The sequence below is a fragment of the Shewanella sp. 492 genome (assembly GCF_059338445.1).
Window position 1 is genome coordinate 1752418 of the sequence record NZ_CM181702.1, and the last position, 14918, is coordinate 1767335.

Sequence of the window (14918 nt, forward strand, 5' to 3'; positions counted from 1 at the left end):
GTTAAATGTAGATCACTGACTTGTTATGTGAGCGGTAATGGCGGTTATTCAAGCAGCAGCTCTAGTGAATGCAGTTCGAGTTGAAAACTCCCTGCTTGCTTATCACTGATTAAGATCCCCACCGCACTTAGCTGATTAAAGTCGGGTTTGGGGCGCGTAGGGTAGTCGCGGCCACGAAAGGTTTCGATAAACTGCTGCGGGGAAAATTGCCATTGCTGCGGCGCCCCATTTAGGGGGGTAAAACCGGTTTTATAAGTGGTTTGTGCGATGCCTTTACCGGTTTTTATTCGCAGTTGGTAGCGTTTACCATCGCCATTTGCCGTAATGGTAATGCGGCTTGCGGTTATTTTTTGTGCCATAAGTGGATCGTATTTGGGCTCTTTGAGCCTCTGTTGCCATGGGGTTAACGGCTGGCTGATAGAGGCAAAACCGCCATTGTTTTCCAGTGAAACTGTGCCAGAAAACAGTAAGCTGTTGCCATTATTATGTATACGGCTGTTTGAGCGCCCACCCATCACGCCGTCATTGACTATGTTCCACTGCTGTTGAGGCGTGCCATCAAGGTTTAGTAGATCGATATTGTCCATGTGAGTCTCTGCGTTGGTTGTTGAGGCGGTAAGTGATGTTAGCAGCATCGCTGAGGCAACGCCTAGGTTTAGCCTACTTCGTGGTGCTAATAATCTCAGTAATCTCCTTATTAATATTACTTGCGATAATGGTTGTGCGCCTAACGGGTTGAACCGCTGAGGCATCAATTGATGAAGGCAACACCAATTAGTTCGCTCCATGAGTCACTCCTGTTGGTTATCAATGAGGTTGAGATGGCATTCACTCATAGAGTGCGGATATTACCTGAGTGGTTTACGCGCAGAGCGAAATCAACGGCATTGCTTGTAATAGTTGGTGTAAATCGCGATACACAAAACGTGCCTGGTGTTGATAGGATTTGTGTTCATCAAGGGTTAACAACACCGATTGCATACCGGCGCGATTAGCCGCATCGACGTCATAATGATGATCCCCGACAAAGGCAATTTTATTCGCCGTTAACCCCCACACTTTAGCCACATGTGTAAGGCTGGCAGGATCAGGTTTGGCCGGGCCATCTTCGCGACTAATAACGAAGTCAATGGGAAGGTTGTTTTGCATTATTTTTTGCATCGCCGCGGCTTTACTGTTGCGGGTAACAATTGCCATAGGGATCTGCTGCATTAACAGGAAATCCAAAAAGGCATCGGTGCCATTGAGCAGCCGTGCTTGCTGTGCATCAAGCTGCTCCGCTTGTTCAATAATCTTGTGGGCGTGAGCGGCTTGTTCTGCAGGTAGCGTTGCAATAAAGTGCAAAATATCATGATCGCTTGGGCACTTAATCGCCTGGCGTAATGCGCTAAAATTCAAGTTAGAGCTGACTAACGTGCCATCTAAATCAAAAATCACGCCTTGAAAGCTGTTGGTAAAACGTTGCATCACGTTCCTTATTTGGCTTAATTAGCCAGTTTATTCAGTTTCTTAATAAATGCCGCTAACTTGGCGTCGCTTGGGTAGTCGAGCATATATTTACCATGAAACAACAGCGTGAGAGTTACCTGATTATATTTCAGGTAGGCGGTGTAGCCGTCATAATCGCTCCATGCCAGCATATCTTGATAGTAATAGCCGCCGTTACCCTCGGTGCTAAGTTGTTGCTCGGGGGCGCTCTTTGAGTCTTGGACTTTAGTGCCTTTATCGATCACTAGCCCATAGACGCGTAGTGCTTGGGTCAGATTAATTATGTTATTCATTAGGCTTCCATTTAACCTCAGTATTGGATTAAAACGATAACTCAATACTGGTTTTGTTATCGAACTGAGGGGCAACGCCAATCATCTCATCGTAGGCGGTATAGAGCTCGAAGGTAGCTTTACACACGCCCATCTGTTTCAGTTGTACTTTGGCTTGCTCCAGAGAGTGACAGGGCATAGGGCTGAGATCGTCTTGGGTTAACTGATAAAAATTACCTTGGTGATCTTCACCGCCAACAAGATAACGGGTGGCATCGGCGGTGTTTATGATGGTGGGTGAAAGGTGGTTTGCTTTAAATAGTTCAATCAGTTCATCTTGCGTCATGTCTAACTCCCGAGACCTAGTGGTCATGGTATTACGTCAGCCTGATCTCAATCGATCACTTATCGACAATCGCTTCGATGGTGAGTCGCGGCTTTATTTTAAAGCATAAAAGTGCAGGCAATCGTTCACATCTGTTGCATTATAGTCTTCACCAGGGGGGAATAATGTCTCTTAGGTGCTTTTGTTTTGTTAACAAAAACCTATAATGGCAGAGCAGATCAAGAGAAAAACAATAAAATGAACAAATTGGAGTGATATTGATGATTAAGCAGTTAAATACTGTTAAGCAGGCAATAGCGTTATCGTTAGGCATTTTCAGTTTTAGTAGCAGCGCCGACTTGCTGACAGCCGAAGAGGTCATAGGCCTACAACAGGTAGCACAGGTACAAGTGAGTCCATCGGGCGATAATGTCGCGTTTACACGCTATGTGCCTCGGCAGTTATACAAAGAAGAAAACGGTGCCCACTGGGCCGAACTGTACTTGGTCGATGGTAAGGGGGTTGAACGCCCATATATTACCGGGCAGGTGACCATTAATAATATCAAGTGGTCTGCCGACGGGTCGTTAGTCTATTTCTTAGCTAAGATGGGCGAAGATAAACACACCGCCCTGTATCGAATCCCTTTTAATGGCGGGCAAGCGGTTAAGACCTTGGCGCTTAAAGGGACCGATGTCGCCGACTATGCTTTAAGTCATAACGGTAAGCAGGTCGCCTTAATTGCCAACCCGGCTAAAGATAGCAGTGTCGATGAGTTGAAAAAACTCGGCTTTATGGCCGAAGTCTATGAAGAAGACTTAACCAATAAGCAGCTATTTGTGCTTGAACTGGCCGTTAATGATGAGCCGTTAACCCCTGTTGCGTGGCAAATCGATGGTGTGGTGTCGGCGGTGCAGTGGTCGGCAGATGACAGCCAGTTATTGGTTAAGACTCAGCCTAGTGCTTTAATTGACGATCAATACATGAAGTCCCAATGGCATCTTGTCGATGCCAACAAGCAACAGGTCATGACCTCGTTTATCACCGAAGGTAAATTAGGTGCGGCAGAGTTTTCCTATGATGGCCAATATGTGGCGATCCTTGGGGCGCAAGATAAGCACGATCCAGCTACTGGGCGACTCTATCTGGCCGAGACGAAAACAGGCAAGATAAGTTCATGGTTACCTAACCACTTGGGTCATGTAAGTGATTTTGAGTGGAAGAACAAGAGTAACGAGCTGTATTTTATCAGCAATATCAATACTGACTCTTTAGTTGGTTTACTCAAACCGGGTAGCAGCGATTACCGCACCGTGGTCAAACCTGGGCAACTCATCGCCTCACAATTGAGTTTATCAGACTCAGACAACACCTTGGTGATGCGTGCCAATACCGCTAAACACCCTAATGAGGTCTATCAACTCAGTAGCCGTGCATCTAGCGCTACTCGTTTGAGCAATTCTAATCCTTGGCTAGACAACAAACGTTTTGCCAAGCAAGAATCCATTTCATTTAACACCAGTGATGGCGTCGAGATTGGCGGCATACTCATCTACCCACTGGATTATAAAAAGGGCCAGCGTTACCCCTTAATCATGTCAGTACATGGGGGGCCAGAGAGCCATGATAAGGACGGTTGGTTAACCAACTACTCGCGTCCAGGGCAGCTGGCAGCGGCGCAAGGCTACGCGGTGTTTTACCCCAATTACCGTGGTAGTACAGGCAAGGGGGTTGATTACTCCAAGCTTGGGCAAAACGATTATGCTGGCAAGGAGTTTGACGATTTAGTCAGCTTTAAAGACCACCTTGTGGATATGGGGCTGGTGGATGCCAAAAGAGTCGGTATCACCGGCGGCTCCTACGGCGGTTACGCCTCTGCGTGGGCGGCGACTAAGTTAACTGAGCATTTTGCTGCCAGTGTGATGTTTGTTGGCGTGAGCAATCAACTGTCAAAGTTTGGTACCACAGATATCTCCAACGAGATGCATCTAGTGCATGCACGCTCATACCCATGGGAAAAATGGCAATGGTATTTAGAGCGCAGCCCCATTTACTGGGCGGGTCAGTCTAAAACGCCGCTGCTAATCATGCACGGTAAAGAGGATCCTCGAGTGCATCCGGCGCAGTCGATGGAGCTGTATCGCTACATGAAAGTGCAAGGTAAAGCGGTACGTTTGGTCTATTACCCTGGCGAAGGTCATGGTAACCGTAAAGCGGCTGCCCAGTATGATTATCATCTGCGTTTGATGCGTTGGATGGATCATTATCTTAAGCAAGGTGCAACCAGCTTGCCTAGCTTCGAGTTAGATCATAAAGCTAAGCTAGAGGCGGTAAAAACCCAAGCTTAAAGCATGGCGTGTGCGCTTGATTGACGCTCAATTAAGTCAGTATCAAACATCATTACCTTGATAAAAAAAGCGCCTGTTATCAGGCGCTTTTTTGTTGAGTCATACTTTGATAGTTTATGTCGATTAGGCTTGGTTACATTCAGCTTGGTTACATTAAGGTGGCGGCTTTCATATTTCGGGTAAATTCGGCTAATGTGGCCAGTAACCTTGCAGGATCTTCTTGATGCTCGACGATGATCTTAACCACGGCTGAGCCAGAAATCGCCCCAACAGCACCGGCAATAATGGCCTCGCGCACCTGCGCAGGCTCGGCAATACCAAATCCCAGCAGAGGCGGCGCGCCGTTAAAGGCCTTTAAGCGGGCTAATATATCGGCGATAGGCATGCCGGCTTTTGACTCGGTGCCCGTCACGCCCGCACGAGACAACAAATAGGTATAACCCTTGCCATGCTCGCTCACCTGTTGCAGTGTGTCGCTATCGGCGTTAGGCGGCGCAATAAAAATGGGCGCTATGCCATGGTGCGTTGCCGCCGCGATAAAGGGTTTGGCTTCCTCGACCGGTACATCGGCAATTAATACCGAATCGACACCAGCGGCCTTGGCTTTGGCATAAAAAGTATCGATGCCATTGCTATAGACTAAGTTAGCGTACAGCAACAGGCCGATGGGTAAATCGGGATACTTGTTTCGGATCTGGCTTAACATCTCAAAGCAGTGGCTTGCGGTCGTGCCACTTGCCAGTGAGCGCAGGTTTGCACCTTGGATCACGGGGCCATCGGCGAGCGGATCGGAAAACGGGAACCCTAGCTCTAAGGCATCGGCGCCATTATCGACCAAGGTGTCGATTATCTGTAGCGACAATTCAGGGCTTGGATCACCCAAGGTGACGAAGGGGACAAAAGCGCCCTGATTGTTGGCCTTAAGGGCGCTAAACGTGGCGTCATAACGGTTACTCATTGCCGCTCTCCTGTGGTGCTGACTTAACTTGTTGTTCGAGAATGTCGGCGACGGTGAAGATATCTTTATCACCTCGCCCCGACAGGTTAACCACGAGCAGGGTCTCTTTGGTGGCTTGTTTGGCCAATTTAACGGCGTAAGCGAGTGCATGAGCCGACTCCAACGCCGGAATAATGCCCTCACAACGCGCTAATTGTTGAAACGCTTCTAAGGCTTCATCATCGGTAGCAGACTCATAGGTGGCTCGCCCAGTTGCCGCCAAATGGGCGTGTTGTGGTCCCACCGAGGGGAAATCCAGGCCTGCCGAGATAGAGTAAGACTCCTCAATTTGGCCCTCTTTATCCTGCATCAATGGCGCTTTCATGCCAAAGAAAATGCCGGTTTTCCCGTGTTTAAGCGGCGCGCCGTGCATCGGCGTGTCTATGCCTAAGCCCGCAGGCTCGACACCGATAAGCTGCACCGAGGGTTCATCGATAAAGTCGGCGAACATCCCAATAGCGTTTGACCCGCCGCCGACGCAGGCAATGACGGCATCGGGTAGGCGTCCTTCGCGCTCGAGGATCTGTTTTTTGGTTTCGGCGCCGATCATCCGCTGAAACTCACGCACTATGGTTGGGAACGGGTGCGGCCCTGCCGCTGTGCCTAATAGGTAGTGGGCTTTGTCATAGCTGCCAGACCAGTCACGCATGGCTTCGTTACAGGCATCTTTTAAGGTGCTAGAGCCTGACGTCACCGGAATGACTTCGGCGCCCATCAGTTTCATCCGAAACACGTTCGGTGATTGACGTTCGACATCTTTGGCACCCATATACACCTTGCATTTTAACCCCAGCAGGGCACAAGCCAGCGCGGTCGCGACGCCGTGTTGGCCTGCGCCCGTCTCGGCGATGATCTCTTTTTTGCCCATGCGTTTAGCCAGTAAAGCTTGACCTAACACTTGGTTTGTTTTGTGGGCACCGCCATGGAGTAAATCTTCACGCTTTAGGTAGATTTTGACTAAAGGGTTGGGACTTAAATTACGGGTTAAGGTTAAGGCGGTAGGACGCCCGGCATAGTTTTTCAGCAGGTCGTTAAATTCGGCTTGAAAGGCTTCATCTTGCTGCGCATCGACAAAGGCCGACTCCAGTTGCTTCAATGCTGGCATCAATATTTGTGGTACATACATACCGCCATATTCGCCAAAGTAAGGGTCAAGCTTAGTCATAATCGTGTCCTAATGTGTTGCCCAGAGTGAGTGCTGGGCGAAATATCAATAAGTGTATGGTCAATCTGCTTAATATTGGCGTAACGCCTTAAAGGCAGCGTTCAGTTTATGGCTATCTTTTAGCCCAGGCGCGCTCTCAAGGCCGGAGTTAAAGTCCAAACCGAAAAATCCTTGTGTTGCCGCTTGTGCAGCGTTTTGGTCATTGAGCCCGCCAGCTAACATGGCCTGTGCTTTATGGGGCAGGGCCAACTGCCAATTAAAACACCGCCCGGTGCCGCCAAATTGGCCAGCGTTATCGACTTGTTTGTTAAGCCGTTGGCTGTCATACAGTAGTCGATCGATTTTGGGGGGCACTTCGATGTTAAGGTTTGCTGTGCCGCTATCGACGCTAATGGGGAGCGCTTTCCATATCTGCGCGTTGCAATCGAGAGCCTTGAGTGCCTGTTGCAGCGTAGCGATATCTTCGGCGGTTTCCTTGCCATGTAATTGCACCGCAAACAGGTTAAGCGAGGCCGCAATCGCGGCAATAACCTCAGTGGCCTCATTGACAAAAACCCCGACAAATCGCAGCGCTTTACCTCTGCCGCGTTGGCGCTGTACTAGCTCAAGTGCGCGCGCTGGGCTGATATAACGGGGAGATTTGGGGGCAAAAATCAGCCCGCCGTAGACGGCGCCGACGTCGGTTGCAGCTTGTATATCAGCATCACGTGTCAACCCACACACCTTGTTGTGTCCTAGTGTCAACGCGCGGCACGCGATATCTAAATCGTCCTCGGCCATCAAGGAGCTGCCCACCAAAAAACCATCGACTAACGGGCTCAAGCGGCGTACCTGAGCATGCTGGTAAATGCCTGACTCACTGATGATCACCCGATCTTGCGGTATGGCGGGAGCGAGCGCCTCTGTGGTGGCTAAATCGGTGGATAGATCGCGAAGATTGCGATTGTTTATGCCAATAATGGCGGCATCGAGCGCGATGGCTCGCTGCAGCTCGGCTTCATTGCTCACCTCTGTCAGGATATCAAGCTGATAGACCTGCGCTTGCTGAGCCAGAGTACGATACTGCGCATCATCGAGTACAGATAACATCAGCAAAATTGCATCGGCACCTTGATGCGCCGCCAGTTTGATTTGATAAGTGTCGACAAAAAAGTCTTTACACAAAATCGGTTGTGCAACGCGCGCCCGCACCTTAGGGATATAATCCATATCCCCTTGAAAAAACTGCTCATCGGTCAGTACCGATATTGCCGCAGCGTAATGGGCGTAAACATCGGCGATAGCTTCAACATCAAAGTCTTGGCGAATTAACCCTTTAGACGGACTGGCTTTTTTGCATTCAAAGATAAAGCCTGCGTTGGGCGCTTTTAATGCTGCAAATAGACTGCGATCCGACTGCTTGGGCTGAAGTGATGCTTCTGGAAAACGCAACTTGAGCGCGGCAATATGTGCCGCTTTGGTCGCAACAATACGGGTTAATACGTTACTTTGGCTTGGCGCTGCTTGATTACTCACAATGACTCCTCGTATTAATTGGCAGGGCTGCTGGCGTTGGCGAGCTGCTCAAGTAAGGTGAAGGCTTTGCCACTGTCGAGTATGGCTAACGCCTGCTTTACCCCCTCGAGGGGAGTGTCGCTGTTGCCCGAAATATAGAGCGCGCACCCTGCATTGACGGCCACAGCATTGCGATGTGCTTGGCTGCCTTGCCCCTGTAAAATGGCGCGCGTGATGGCGGCATTTTCAGCTGGGGTGCCACCTTCAAGCTCGGCTAATGTCGCTTGCTCAACCCCTAATGCCGATGGGGTAAGGGTATATTGGGAGATCTGCTTGTCTTTGAGCTCGCACACTAAGGTGTCACCATGCACGGCCACTTCATCTAAGCCACTGCCATGCACCACCATGGCCCGTTTGAGTCCTAATGTGTTAAGCACATTAGCGATAGGTTCAACTAACTCACGGCTATACACGCCCAGTACAATATAATCTGGGTTAGCAGGGTTGATAAGCGGACCTAACAGGTTAAATAGGGTGCGGGTTTTTAATGATTGGCGCACCGGCACGGCATGACGTACTCCGCCATGGTAATGGGGCGCAAATAAAAAGCATAACCCCAACTCATCGAGGCAGTCGCGTGCGGTCTCTGGCGCCATGGTTAAGTCGATACCAAATTGCGATAGTAGATCCGATGAGCCTGATTTACTCGATACGCTGCGATTACCATGTTTAGCCACTTTGGCGCCAGCGGCGGCGGCCACAAAGGCTGCGGTGGTGGAGATATTGATGGTGTTATGGCCATCGCCGCCGGTGCCGACTATGTCGACTATCCCTTGGCTGCGGGTGGTGGCATTGGGTATCGGAAACACCTTGGCGGCGGCGCGTAGCGCGTCGGCAGCACCGGAGATCTCATCGATGGTTTCACCACGCATCTTCATCGCGACCAACATGCCAGCCATAGTGGCTTCGCTCATTTCACCTTGAATAATGGCGCTAAAGAGCAAGTTAGCTTGGTCGCGACTGACGCTCTGACCTAAATACAACTTATCGATAATCGCTTGTAGGTCGCTCATTTACAGTGCTCCTTTATCAGTACTTAACCCGAGTTCGTCACCTGTTAAATAGTCCAATGTTTGGGTTAACAACTGGCTGCCTAAGGTGGTCAAAATTGATTCTGGGTGAAATTGAAAGCCAATGGCTTTGAAATCCTTATGGGTAATGGCCATCGGCATGGTGTCGGTGGTGGCGATCACTGTTAAACAGTCGGGTACTTGGGTGGCGACTAAACTGTGATAGCGGGCCACCGGCAGCGGCGAGGGCAGTCCGTGGAAGATCCCTTGCCCTGAGTGTATGGTTGGGCTGGCCTTACCGTGTATCACCTGTGTGGCGCGCTCAACTTTACCGCCAAAGTGTTCAACCATAGCTTGATGGCCTAAGCAGATCCCCAGCATAGGGACTTTGCCTGCCAGCAGGCCAATAAGCGCCATTAAGCAGCCTGCTTCATGGGGGGCACCAGGGCCTGGTGATAAGATTAACGCCACGGGCTCGGTTTCACTGAGCAGCTTATCGGCGATAAAGCTTGCCGCCACATCGTTACGGTAAATAATCACTTCACAACCTAGGCTGCGAAATTGATCCACCAGGTTGTAGGTAAATGAATCGAAATTATCCAGCAGATACAGTTTCATTGTCCGCCTCCCATCTTGATGGCTGTAATGACCGCTTGTGCTTTTTGGCGGGTTTCATCGGCTTCGGCCTGGGGATCGGAGTCAAACACAACCCCTGCGCCAGCTTGAATATGCGCCGTTCCCTGTTTAACAAAGGCTGCGCGGATCACTATGCAGGTATCCATATCGCCTAGGCCATTGATGTAGCCAACGGCGCCGCCATAGCTGCCGCGCCTCGCTTGTTCGGCGCCGCGGATCAATTGGGCCGCACTGACTTTAGGGGCGCCCGTTAAGGTGCCCATGTTCATGCAGGCTTGGTAAGCGTGTAGGGCATCGAGGTCGCTGCGCAATTGGCCGGTTACGCGGCTGACTAAATGCATCACATGGGAGTAGCGATCCACTTTAAGTAACTCGGGCACTTGGCGACTGCCGCTTTGGCTAATACGTGCGATATCGTTACGGGCAAGATCCACCAACATCAAATGTTCAGAGAGCTCTTTTTTGTCCAGTCTTAGCTCCAGTTCGATACGGCTGTCTAGATCGAAATCGATGTCACCATTGGCTTTTTTGCCACGTTTACGTGTGCCAGCAATAGGATAAATTTCCACTTGATTGGTTGCCGCCTCATATTTAAGGGCGCTTTCGGGGGAGGCGCCAAACAAGGTGAAATCGTCGCCGCGAAAATAAAACATATAAGGGCTGGGATTGGTAAGGCGCAGTGCGCGGTATGCCCCTAATGTGTTCGGGCAAGGGAGGCTAAAGCTGCGTGAGGGCACCACTTGAAAAATATCACCAGCAATAATATGTTCTTTTAAGTCGTTGACTATGTTGATAAAGGCTTCGTCGTTAATGTTGACTTGGGTTGGCGCATCAATTGGGATTAAGGCCTCGATAGGGTCCAGCGTATGACAGGCACTTTTTAGGGTCTCAGCACGCGCCGCCAACGCTGCTTGAACGCTCACTTGCTGGCTAAAATCATGGGTTATCAAGTTGGCAGTTTGCTGCTGGTGATCAACCAAAATCAGGGTTTCAGCTAAATAGAACAGGTAATCAGGACAGCTATTTTCACTCTCTGGCACCGTGGGCAGTGGCTCGACGGTATCGATAAGATCATAGGCTAATACGCCGCCTAGAAATAACGACTCAAACCCTACATCATCACCGCAATCGATATGTTGCACCAAAGCCCTTAGGCCATCTAAAGCGGAGGTGGCTTTGAGTCTGGCGTCTTCATCGAGCTGGGCTGGCGCTTGATTGAGCGTCAGGGTTAAGCGATTGTCGTGAAGCTCGGCATTGTCGAGGTTAAAAAAAGCCTTAATGGGCGCTAACAGTGACTGTCCATTAGTATTGAGTGCAGTAAAGATCAGGCGAAAGCCTTCACAACGTATCATCATCGCGGCGTGCGTCATCACGATACTTTTTAGGTGGTCTTTACTGTCTATCTCTGCTGATTCGAGCAACATGGTGTGCGGCGCATTTTGGGTAAGTTGTTGATACAAGTTGAGTGGATCGTCTTGGTAAGTGATCCGCTCCTTTACTGTGTTGACTCTTGCCAGAGAGGGTAACGCCATGTGTCTGCTCCTGCGCCGATCAAATCGTTAATTTGATTGGTATTAATTAATAAAATACGTTAATAAAATTAAACCCTTAAATGCAAAAAGCCCGCATTTAATGCGGGCTTGTTGTTTCAATCTTGTCTCTTTTACATGAGCACAGAATTTCACACCACCCGCTATGTTGGGAAGTGCCACCACCAAATGATGTGATTAAATTGCTGTGTCATAAAATTGTGTCTCGAAAAGTCATGTAAAAGTTAAATTATGTCGTTGGCTATATAAAAGCATCAGCATGGCGGTCATGTCAATGGAATATTTTTCTATTTCTAAAAATAGTGATTAATGCCAAGGCACAGCGGTATTTGACCATCAATGTTTGTGTAAATAAGTTAAGCCAATTAGATGTTTCTAATGGCAAACTCGAGTAGAATATGCGGATGACAGATGAAACGCTTTTAATCGATCTACACAGCCACACCACCGCATCTGATGGCCAATTAACGCCCTCAGAGTTAGTCGCGCGTGCCCTTGAAAAAGGGGTGCAGGTGTTGGCCATTACTGATCACGATACGACGGCGGGCCTCGATGAGGCGCACCATTTTAACAATGCGCAGCCTGAGCCGCTAAAATTGGTGGATGGCACCGAGATATCGACTCGTTGGAATAACTTTGATATTCATATTGTTGCCTTAAACATCGATAGAACAAACGCCACGCTTGATGGGTTTCTCTGTCAGCAACGAACCCTGCGCGAAACCCGTGCTAAAGAGATAGGTCTTAGGTTAGAAAAAGCCGGTATAGAAGGGGCTTACGAAGGCGCAAAAGCGTTCGCGGGTAGTGCGGCATTAAGTCGTGGCCATTATGCGAGATGGCTGGCAGAACATGGCTATGCGGTCAATCAGGCGTCGGTATTTAAGAAATACCTTGCCCGAGGAAAAACTGGCTATGTACCTAATAATTGGTCCGACATGGCCAGCGCCATTGAGATTATTCATCAGGCTGGCGGCGTTGCGGTATTAGCGCATCCAAGTGGTTATAAGTTGTCGGCTAAATGGTTAAAGCGTTTAGTACGCGACTTTAAAGCGGCCGGCGGCGATGCTATGGAAGTGGTGCTGGGTCAGCAAACCTTAGATGATCGCAATAATTTAATCGCCCTTAGCAAACTCAATCAGCTATTCGCGTCCCTTGGCAGTGATTTCCACTTTCCGGGTAGCTGGATTGAGTTGGGTAAAAATATGTTCCAACCCCAGGGGGTCGACTGGGTTTGGCAAATGGATAAATGGATGGAAAGCCGATGAGTCAATTTTTTTATGTTCATGAGGAAAACCCACAAACGCGTTTGATTAACCAAGCGGCGCAACTGATTAAGCAAGGTGGAGTGGTAGTTTACCCCACCGATTCTGGTTACGCCTTAGGCTGTTTATTGGGTGAAAAGGAGGCGATGACGCGTATTGCGCGCATTCGTCAGATTGATAACGATCATGATTTTTCCTTGATGGTGCGTGACCAGTCTGAGCTGGCAACCTACGCCCGCGTCGATAACCAAGCTTATCGTGTGCTTAAAAATAACACACCTGGGCCGTTTACCTTTATTTTTAAGGCGACCAAAGAGGTGCCTAAGCGTCTGCAAAACCCGAAAAAGAAGACCATAGGTATTCGGGTACCCGACAACATTATCGCGCTGGCCTTACTTGAAGCGTTGGATGCACCGTTGATGTCGACCAGTTTGATCATGCCAGGAGAAGAGTTTACCGAGTCTGATCCCGAGCATATCCGCGATATTTTAGAGCATCAAGTGGATGTGATTATTCATGGCGGATATTTAGGACAGAAACCCACCACGGTGATCGACTTGTCTGAAGGGGAGATTGAGATATTGCGTGTTGGGGCTGGCGATGTGAGTCAATTTGGTTAATTCCCTGTCTATTGAGGGATTAACCCGGTATAATCGCGCGTTTGATAAAAGCCATACCGTTAAAATGGTGCTGGTGGCTATCGTTTTACCCTTTGAAAAATAAGGGATATTGGGAGAGCGGATGCAGGGTACACAGCAAAGTTTACCTTTAGCCGTGGTACGCGGTGAAGTGGTTAAATACTTACCCGCCGATCTTTTTATTCCTCCCGAAGCGCTCGAAGTATTTCTTGAGTCGTTTGAAGGTCCGCTCGACCTGCTGCTGTATTTGATCCGCAAGCAGAAACTCGATGTGGTCGATTTAGCCATTTCGCCTGTGACGGATCAATATCTTGAATATATTGAACTGCTGCAAGGGGCTAGGGTTGAATTAGCCGCCGATTATCTGGTGATGGCGGCCACATTAGCCGAGATTAAGTCTCGGCTTTTGCTGCCTAAACCTGATGTGGCCGATGAGGAAGAGGAAGACCCTCGCGCACAACTGATTAGGCAATTAAAAGCCTATGAAGTGATCAAAGAGGCGCAGCAGCGCTTGGATGAGTTACCCCGTTTAGAGCGTGATATTTTTCAAGCCAGAGCCTTACCAGCTGCCGATATTAAACCGCTGATGGTGCCGCCTTCGGTATCGTTAGTCGAGTTGGCCAGCGCGTTTGCCGCGGTGCTTAAACGGGTTGAAGCGACGGAGCACCATCATGTTCGCCGGGAAACCTTATCGACCCGTGAACGCATGATCCAGATCTTGGCTATGCTAGAAGGTAAGTCCTACGTCCCGTTTGAACACCTGTTTGATGTTGCCGAAGGGCGTAGTGGTGTGGTGGTGAGTTTTCTGGCGCTGATGGAGCTGGTCAAAGAGTTATTGGTTGACGTCATTCAGGCCGAGTCGTTGTCGACCATTCACGTTAGGGCGTATTGAATTGTCGAAAAATAAACTGCAAATCAATCCAGAACAACTTAAGCAGCTGATTGAGGCGAGCCTATTTGTGATGGCGAAAACGGTGTCGATAAAACATTTAAGCGAAAGCGTGCTGGCCAATTTTAATGTTTCACGGGTTAAAATTAAGGCGGCGATCGAAGCATTGCAACAAGACTATCAAGGCCGCGGCGTTGAATTAGTTAAAGTGGCTGGGGGCTATCGTTTTCAAACCATTGAAACCTTAAGTCCTTATTTACAACGTTTATGGCAAGAAAAAGCGCCGCGTTATTCAAGAGCGACGCTAGAAACCTTGGCGGTGATAGCCTACCGTCAGCCAGTGACACGTGGCGATATTGAGTTTGTTCGTGGCGTAGCAGTCGGTAGCCATATTATTAAGAGTTTATCCGATAGACATTGGATAAAGATTGTAGGCCATAAAGAGGTGCCGGGACGGCCCGCTCTGTATGCGACTACAAATGAATTTTTAGCCTATTTTGGCTTAGATACGATAGCAGATCTTCCTGCTTTATCTGATGCTGAGTCATTAGCGGCGCTGTTTTCTGGTGTGACCCGTTCTGAGACGGACATAGACGCGCCAGAGTCAGCGCCCAAAACTACAGAAGAGTCTACTAATGAGTGATTCTAAACCAGCTGTTTCAGATGCTTTCACTACCGTTCGTTTTGTGCGTGTTAAGTGCTGAAAACATAAGCTAAAGTCACTTTTTCAGTAAAAATTTATTCGATTCCATTCAGAACCTACCTCGAGATTTGTGTACATAAT

The 14918-nt window shown here is 49.0% G+C and carries 15 protein-coding genes; 5 read left to right on the forward strand and 10 right to left on the reverse strand.

Features of this window, described 5'->3' with window-relative positions; genetic code table 11:
- Positions 1–44 precede the first annotated feature (44 nt).
- From AC5YBX_RS07950 to AC5YBX_RS07965, 4 genes are all read right to left on the reverse strand, one after another.
- Positions 45–635, reverse strand: a complete 591-nt coding sequence (locus AC5YBX_RS07950) for a CIA30 family protein (RefSeq protein ID WP_494519288.1) — start codon at positions 633–635, stop codon at positions 45–47.
- A 226-nt stretch (positions 636–861) separates the two neighbouring features.
- Positions 862–1467 (reverse strand): HAD family hydrolase, encoded by a 606-nt coding sequence (locus AC5YBX_RS07955; protein WP_494524712.1) that lies wholly within the window; start codon positions 1465–1467, stop codon positions 862–864.
- 17 nt (positions 1468–1484) lie between these two features.
- Positions 1485–1781 (reverse strand): DUF3081 family protein, encoded by a 297-nt coding sequence (locus AC5YBX_RS07960; protein ID WP_494519286.1) that lies wholly within the window; start codon positions 1779–1781, stop codon positions 1485–1487.
- 28 nt (positions 1782–1809) lie between these two features.
- Positions 1810–2106, reverse strand: coding sequence for a DUF6482 family protein (locus AC5YBX_RS07965; protein WP_494519285.1), 297 nt, complete (start codon positions 2104–2106; stop codon positions 1810–1812).
- A gap of 260 nt (positions 2107–2366) precedes the next feature.
- Here AC5YBX_RS07965 and AC5YBX_RS07970 point away from each other — a divergent pair, with 260 nt between their 5' ends.
- A complete protein-coding gene (locus AC5YBX_RS07970; protein WP_494519284.1) occupies positions 2367–4433 on the forward strand; it encodes a S9 family peptidase in 2067 nt (688 codons plus the stop codon).
- Positions 4434–4581: 148 nt separating this feature from the next.
- Here the strand turns inward: AC5YBX_RS07970 and trpA are convergent, their stop codons facing one another.
- The 6 genes from trpA to AC5YBX_RS08000 form a co-directional block, all read right to left on the reverse strand.
- The gene (gene trpA, locus AC5YBX_RS07975) at positions 4582–5391 is read right to left on the reverse strand and encodes a tryptophan synthase subunit alpha (RefSeq protein WP_494519283.1); all 810 of its coding nucleotides are present in this window, start codon (positions 5389–5391) and stop codon (positions 4582–4584) included.
- The gene (gene trpB / locus AC5YBX_RS07980) at positions 5384–6595 is read right to left on the reverse strand and encodes a tryptophan synthase subunit beta (RefSeq protein WP_475516667.1); all 1212 of its coding nucleotides are present in this window, start codon (positions 6593–6595) and stop codon (positions 5384–5386) included. The genes trpA and trpB overlap by 8 nt, the downstream gene beginning before the upstream one ends.
- A gap of 69 nt (positions 6596–6664) precedes the next feature.
- Complete coding sequence (gene trpCF, locus AC5YBX_RS07985) at positions 6665–8110, reverse strand: bifunctional indole-3-glycerol-phosphate synthase TrpC/phosphoribosylanthranilate isomerase TrpF (protein WP_494519282.1); 1446 nt, start codon at positions 8108–8110, stop codon at positions 6665–6667.
- 14 nt (positions 8111–8124) lie between these two features.
- Positions 8125–9162 (reverse strand): anthranilate phosphoribosyltransferase, encoded by a 1038-nt coding sequence (gene trpD / locus AC5YBX_RS07990; RefSeq protein ID WP_494519281.1) that lies wholly within the window; start codon positions 9160–9162, stop codon positions 8125–8127.
- The gene (locus tag AC5YBX_RS07995) at positions 9163–9777 is read right to left on the reverse strand and encodes an aminodeoxychorismate/anthranilate synthase component II (RefSeq protein ID WP_494519280.1); all 615 of its coding nucleotides are present in this window, start codon (positions 9775–9777) and stop codon (positions 9163–9165) included.
- Complete coding sequence (locus tag AC5YBX_RS08000) at positions 9774–11327, reverse strand: anthranilate synthase component 1 (RefSeq protein ID WP_494519279.1); 1554 nt, start codon at positions 11325–11327, stop codon at positions 9774–9776. The genes AC5YBX_RS07995 and AC5YBX_RS08000 overlap by 4 nt, the downstream gene beginning before the upstream one ends.
- A 422-nt stretch (positions 11328–11749) precedes the next feature.
- Between AC5YBX_RS08000 and rnm the strand changes: the two genes are divergently transcribed.
- From rnm to scpB, 4 genes are all read left to right on the forward strand, one after another.
- The gene (gene rnm / locus AC5YBX_RS08005) at positions 11750–12610 is read left to right on the forward strand and encodes an RNase RNM (RefSeq protein ID WP_494519278.1); all 861 of its coding nucleotides are present in this window, start codon (positions 11750–11752) and stop codon (positions 12608–12610) included.
- Complete coding sequence (locus tag AC5YBX_RS08010) at positions 12607–13227, forward strand: L-threonylcarbamoyladenylate synthase (RefSeq protein ID WP_110458066.1); 621 nt, start codon at positions 12607–12609, stop codon at positions 13225–13227. Before rnm ends, AC5YBX_RS08010 begins: the two co-directional genes overlap by 4 nt.
- A gap of 121 nt (positions 13228–13348) precedes the next feature.
- Positions 13349–14137 (forward strand): segregation and condensation protein A, encoded by a 789-nt coding sequence (locus AC5YBX_RS08015; protein WP_494524713.1) that lies wholly within the window; start codon positions 13349–13351, stop codon positions 14135–14137.
- A gap of 16 nt (positions 14138–14153) precedes the next feature.
- On the forward strand, positions 14154–14777 hold the full coding sequence (gene scpB, locus AC5YBX_RS08020) for an SMC-Scp complex subunit ScpB (protein ID WP_494524807.1): 624 nt from the start codon (positions 14154–14156) through the stop codon (positions 14775–14777).
- Positions 14778–14918 lie beyond the last annotated feature (141 nt).

Coding starts and splice junctions, on each gene's coding strand:
- trpD (WP_494519281.1), bottom strand. CDS start 9,162: ATGAGCGACCTACAAGCGATTATCGATAAGTTGTATTTAGGTCAGAGC.
- trpA (WP_494519283.1), bottom strand. CDS start 5,391: ATGAGTAACCGTTATGACGCCACGTTTAGCGCCCTTAAGGCCAACAAT.
- AC5YBX_RS07960 (WP_494519286.1), bottom strand. CDS start 1,781: ATGAATAACATAATTAATCTGACCCAAGCACTACGCGTCTATGGGCTA.
- AC5YBX_RS07955 (WP_494524712.1), bottom strand. CDS start 1,467: ATGCAACGTTTTACCAACAGCTTTCAAGGCGTGATTTTTGATTTAGAT.
- AC5YBX_RS07970 (WP_494519284.1), top strand. CDS start 2,367: ATGATTAAGCAGTTAAATACTGTTAAGCAGGCAATAGCGTTATCGTTA.
- AC5YBX_RS08010 (WP_110458066.1), top strand. CDS start 12,607: ATGAGTCAATTTTTTTATGTTCATGAGGAAAACCCACAAACGCGTTTG.
- trpB (WP_475516667.1), bottom strand. CDS start 6,595: ATGACTAAGCTTGACCCTTACTTTGGCGAATATGGCGGTATGTATGTA.
- rnm (WP_494519278.1), top strand. CDS start 11,750: ATGACAGATGAAACGCTTTTAATCGATCTACACAGCCACACCACCGCA.
- AC5YBX_RS07950 (WP_494519288.1), bottom strand. CDS start 635: ATGCTGCTAACATCACTTACCGCCTCAACAACCAACGCAGAGACTCAC.
- AC5YBX_RS08015 (WP_494524713.1), top strand. CDS start 13,349: ATGCAGGGTACACAGCAAAGTTTACCTTTAGCCGTGGTACGCGGTGAA.
- AC5YBX_RS07965 (WP_494519285.1), bottom strand. CDS start 2,106: ATGACGCAAGATGAACTGATTGAACTATTTAAAGCAAACCACCTTTCA.
- AC5YBX_RS07995 (WP_494519280.1), bottom strand. CDS start 9,777: ATGAAACTGTATCTGCTGGATAATTTCGATTCATTTACCTACAACCTG.
- AC5YBX_RS08000 (WP_494519279.1), bottom strand. CDS start 11,327: ATGGCGTTACCCTCTCTGGCAAGAGTCAACACAGTAAAGGAGCGGATC.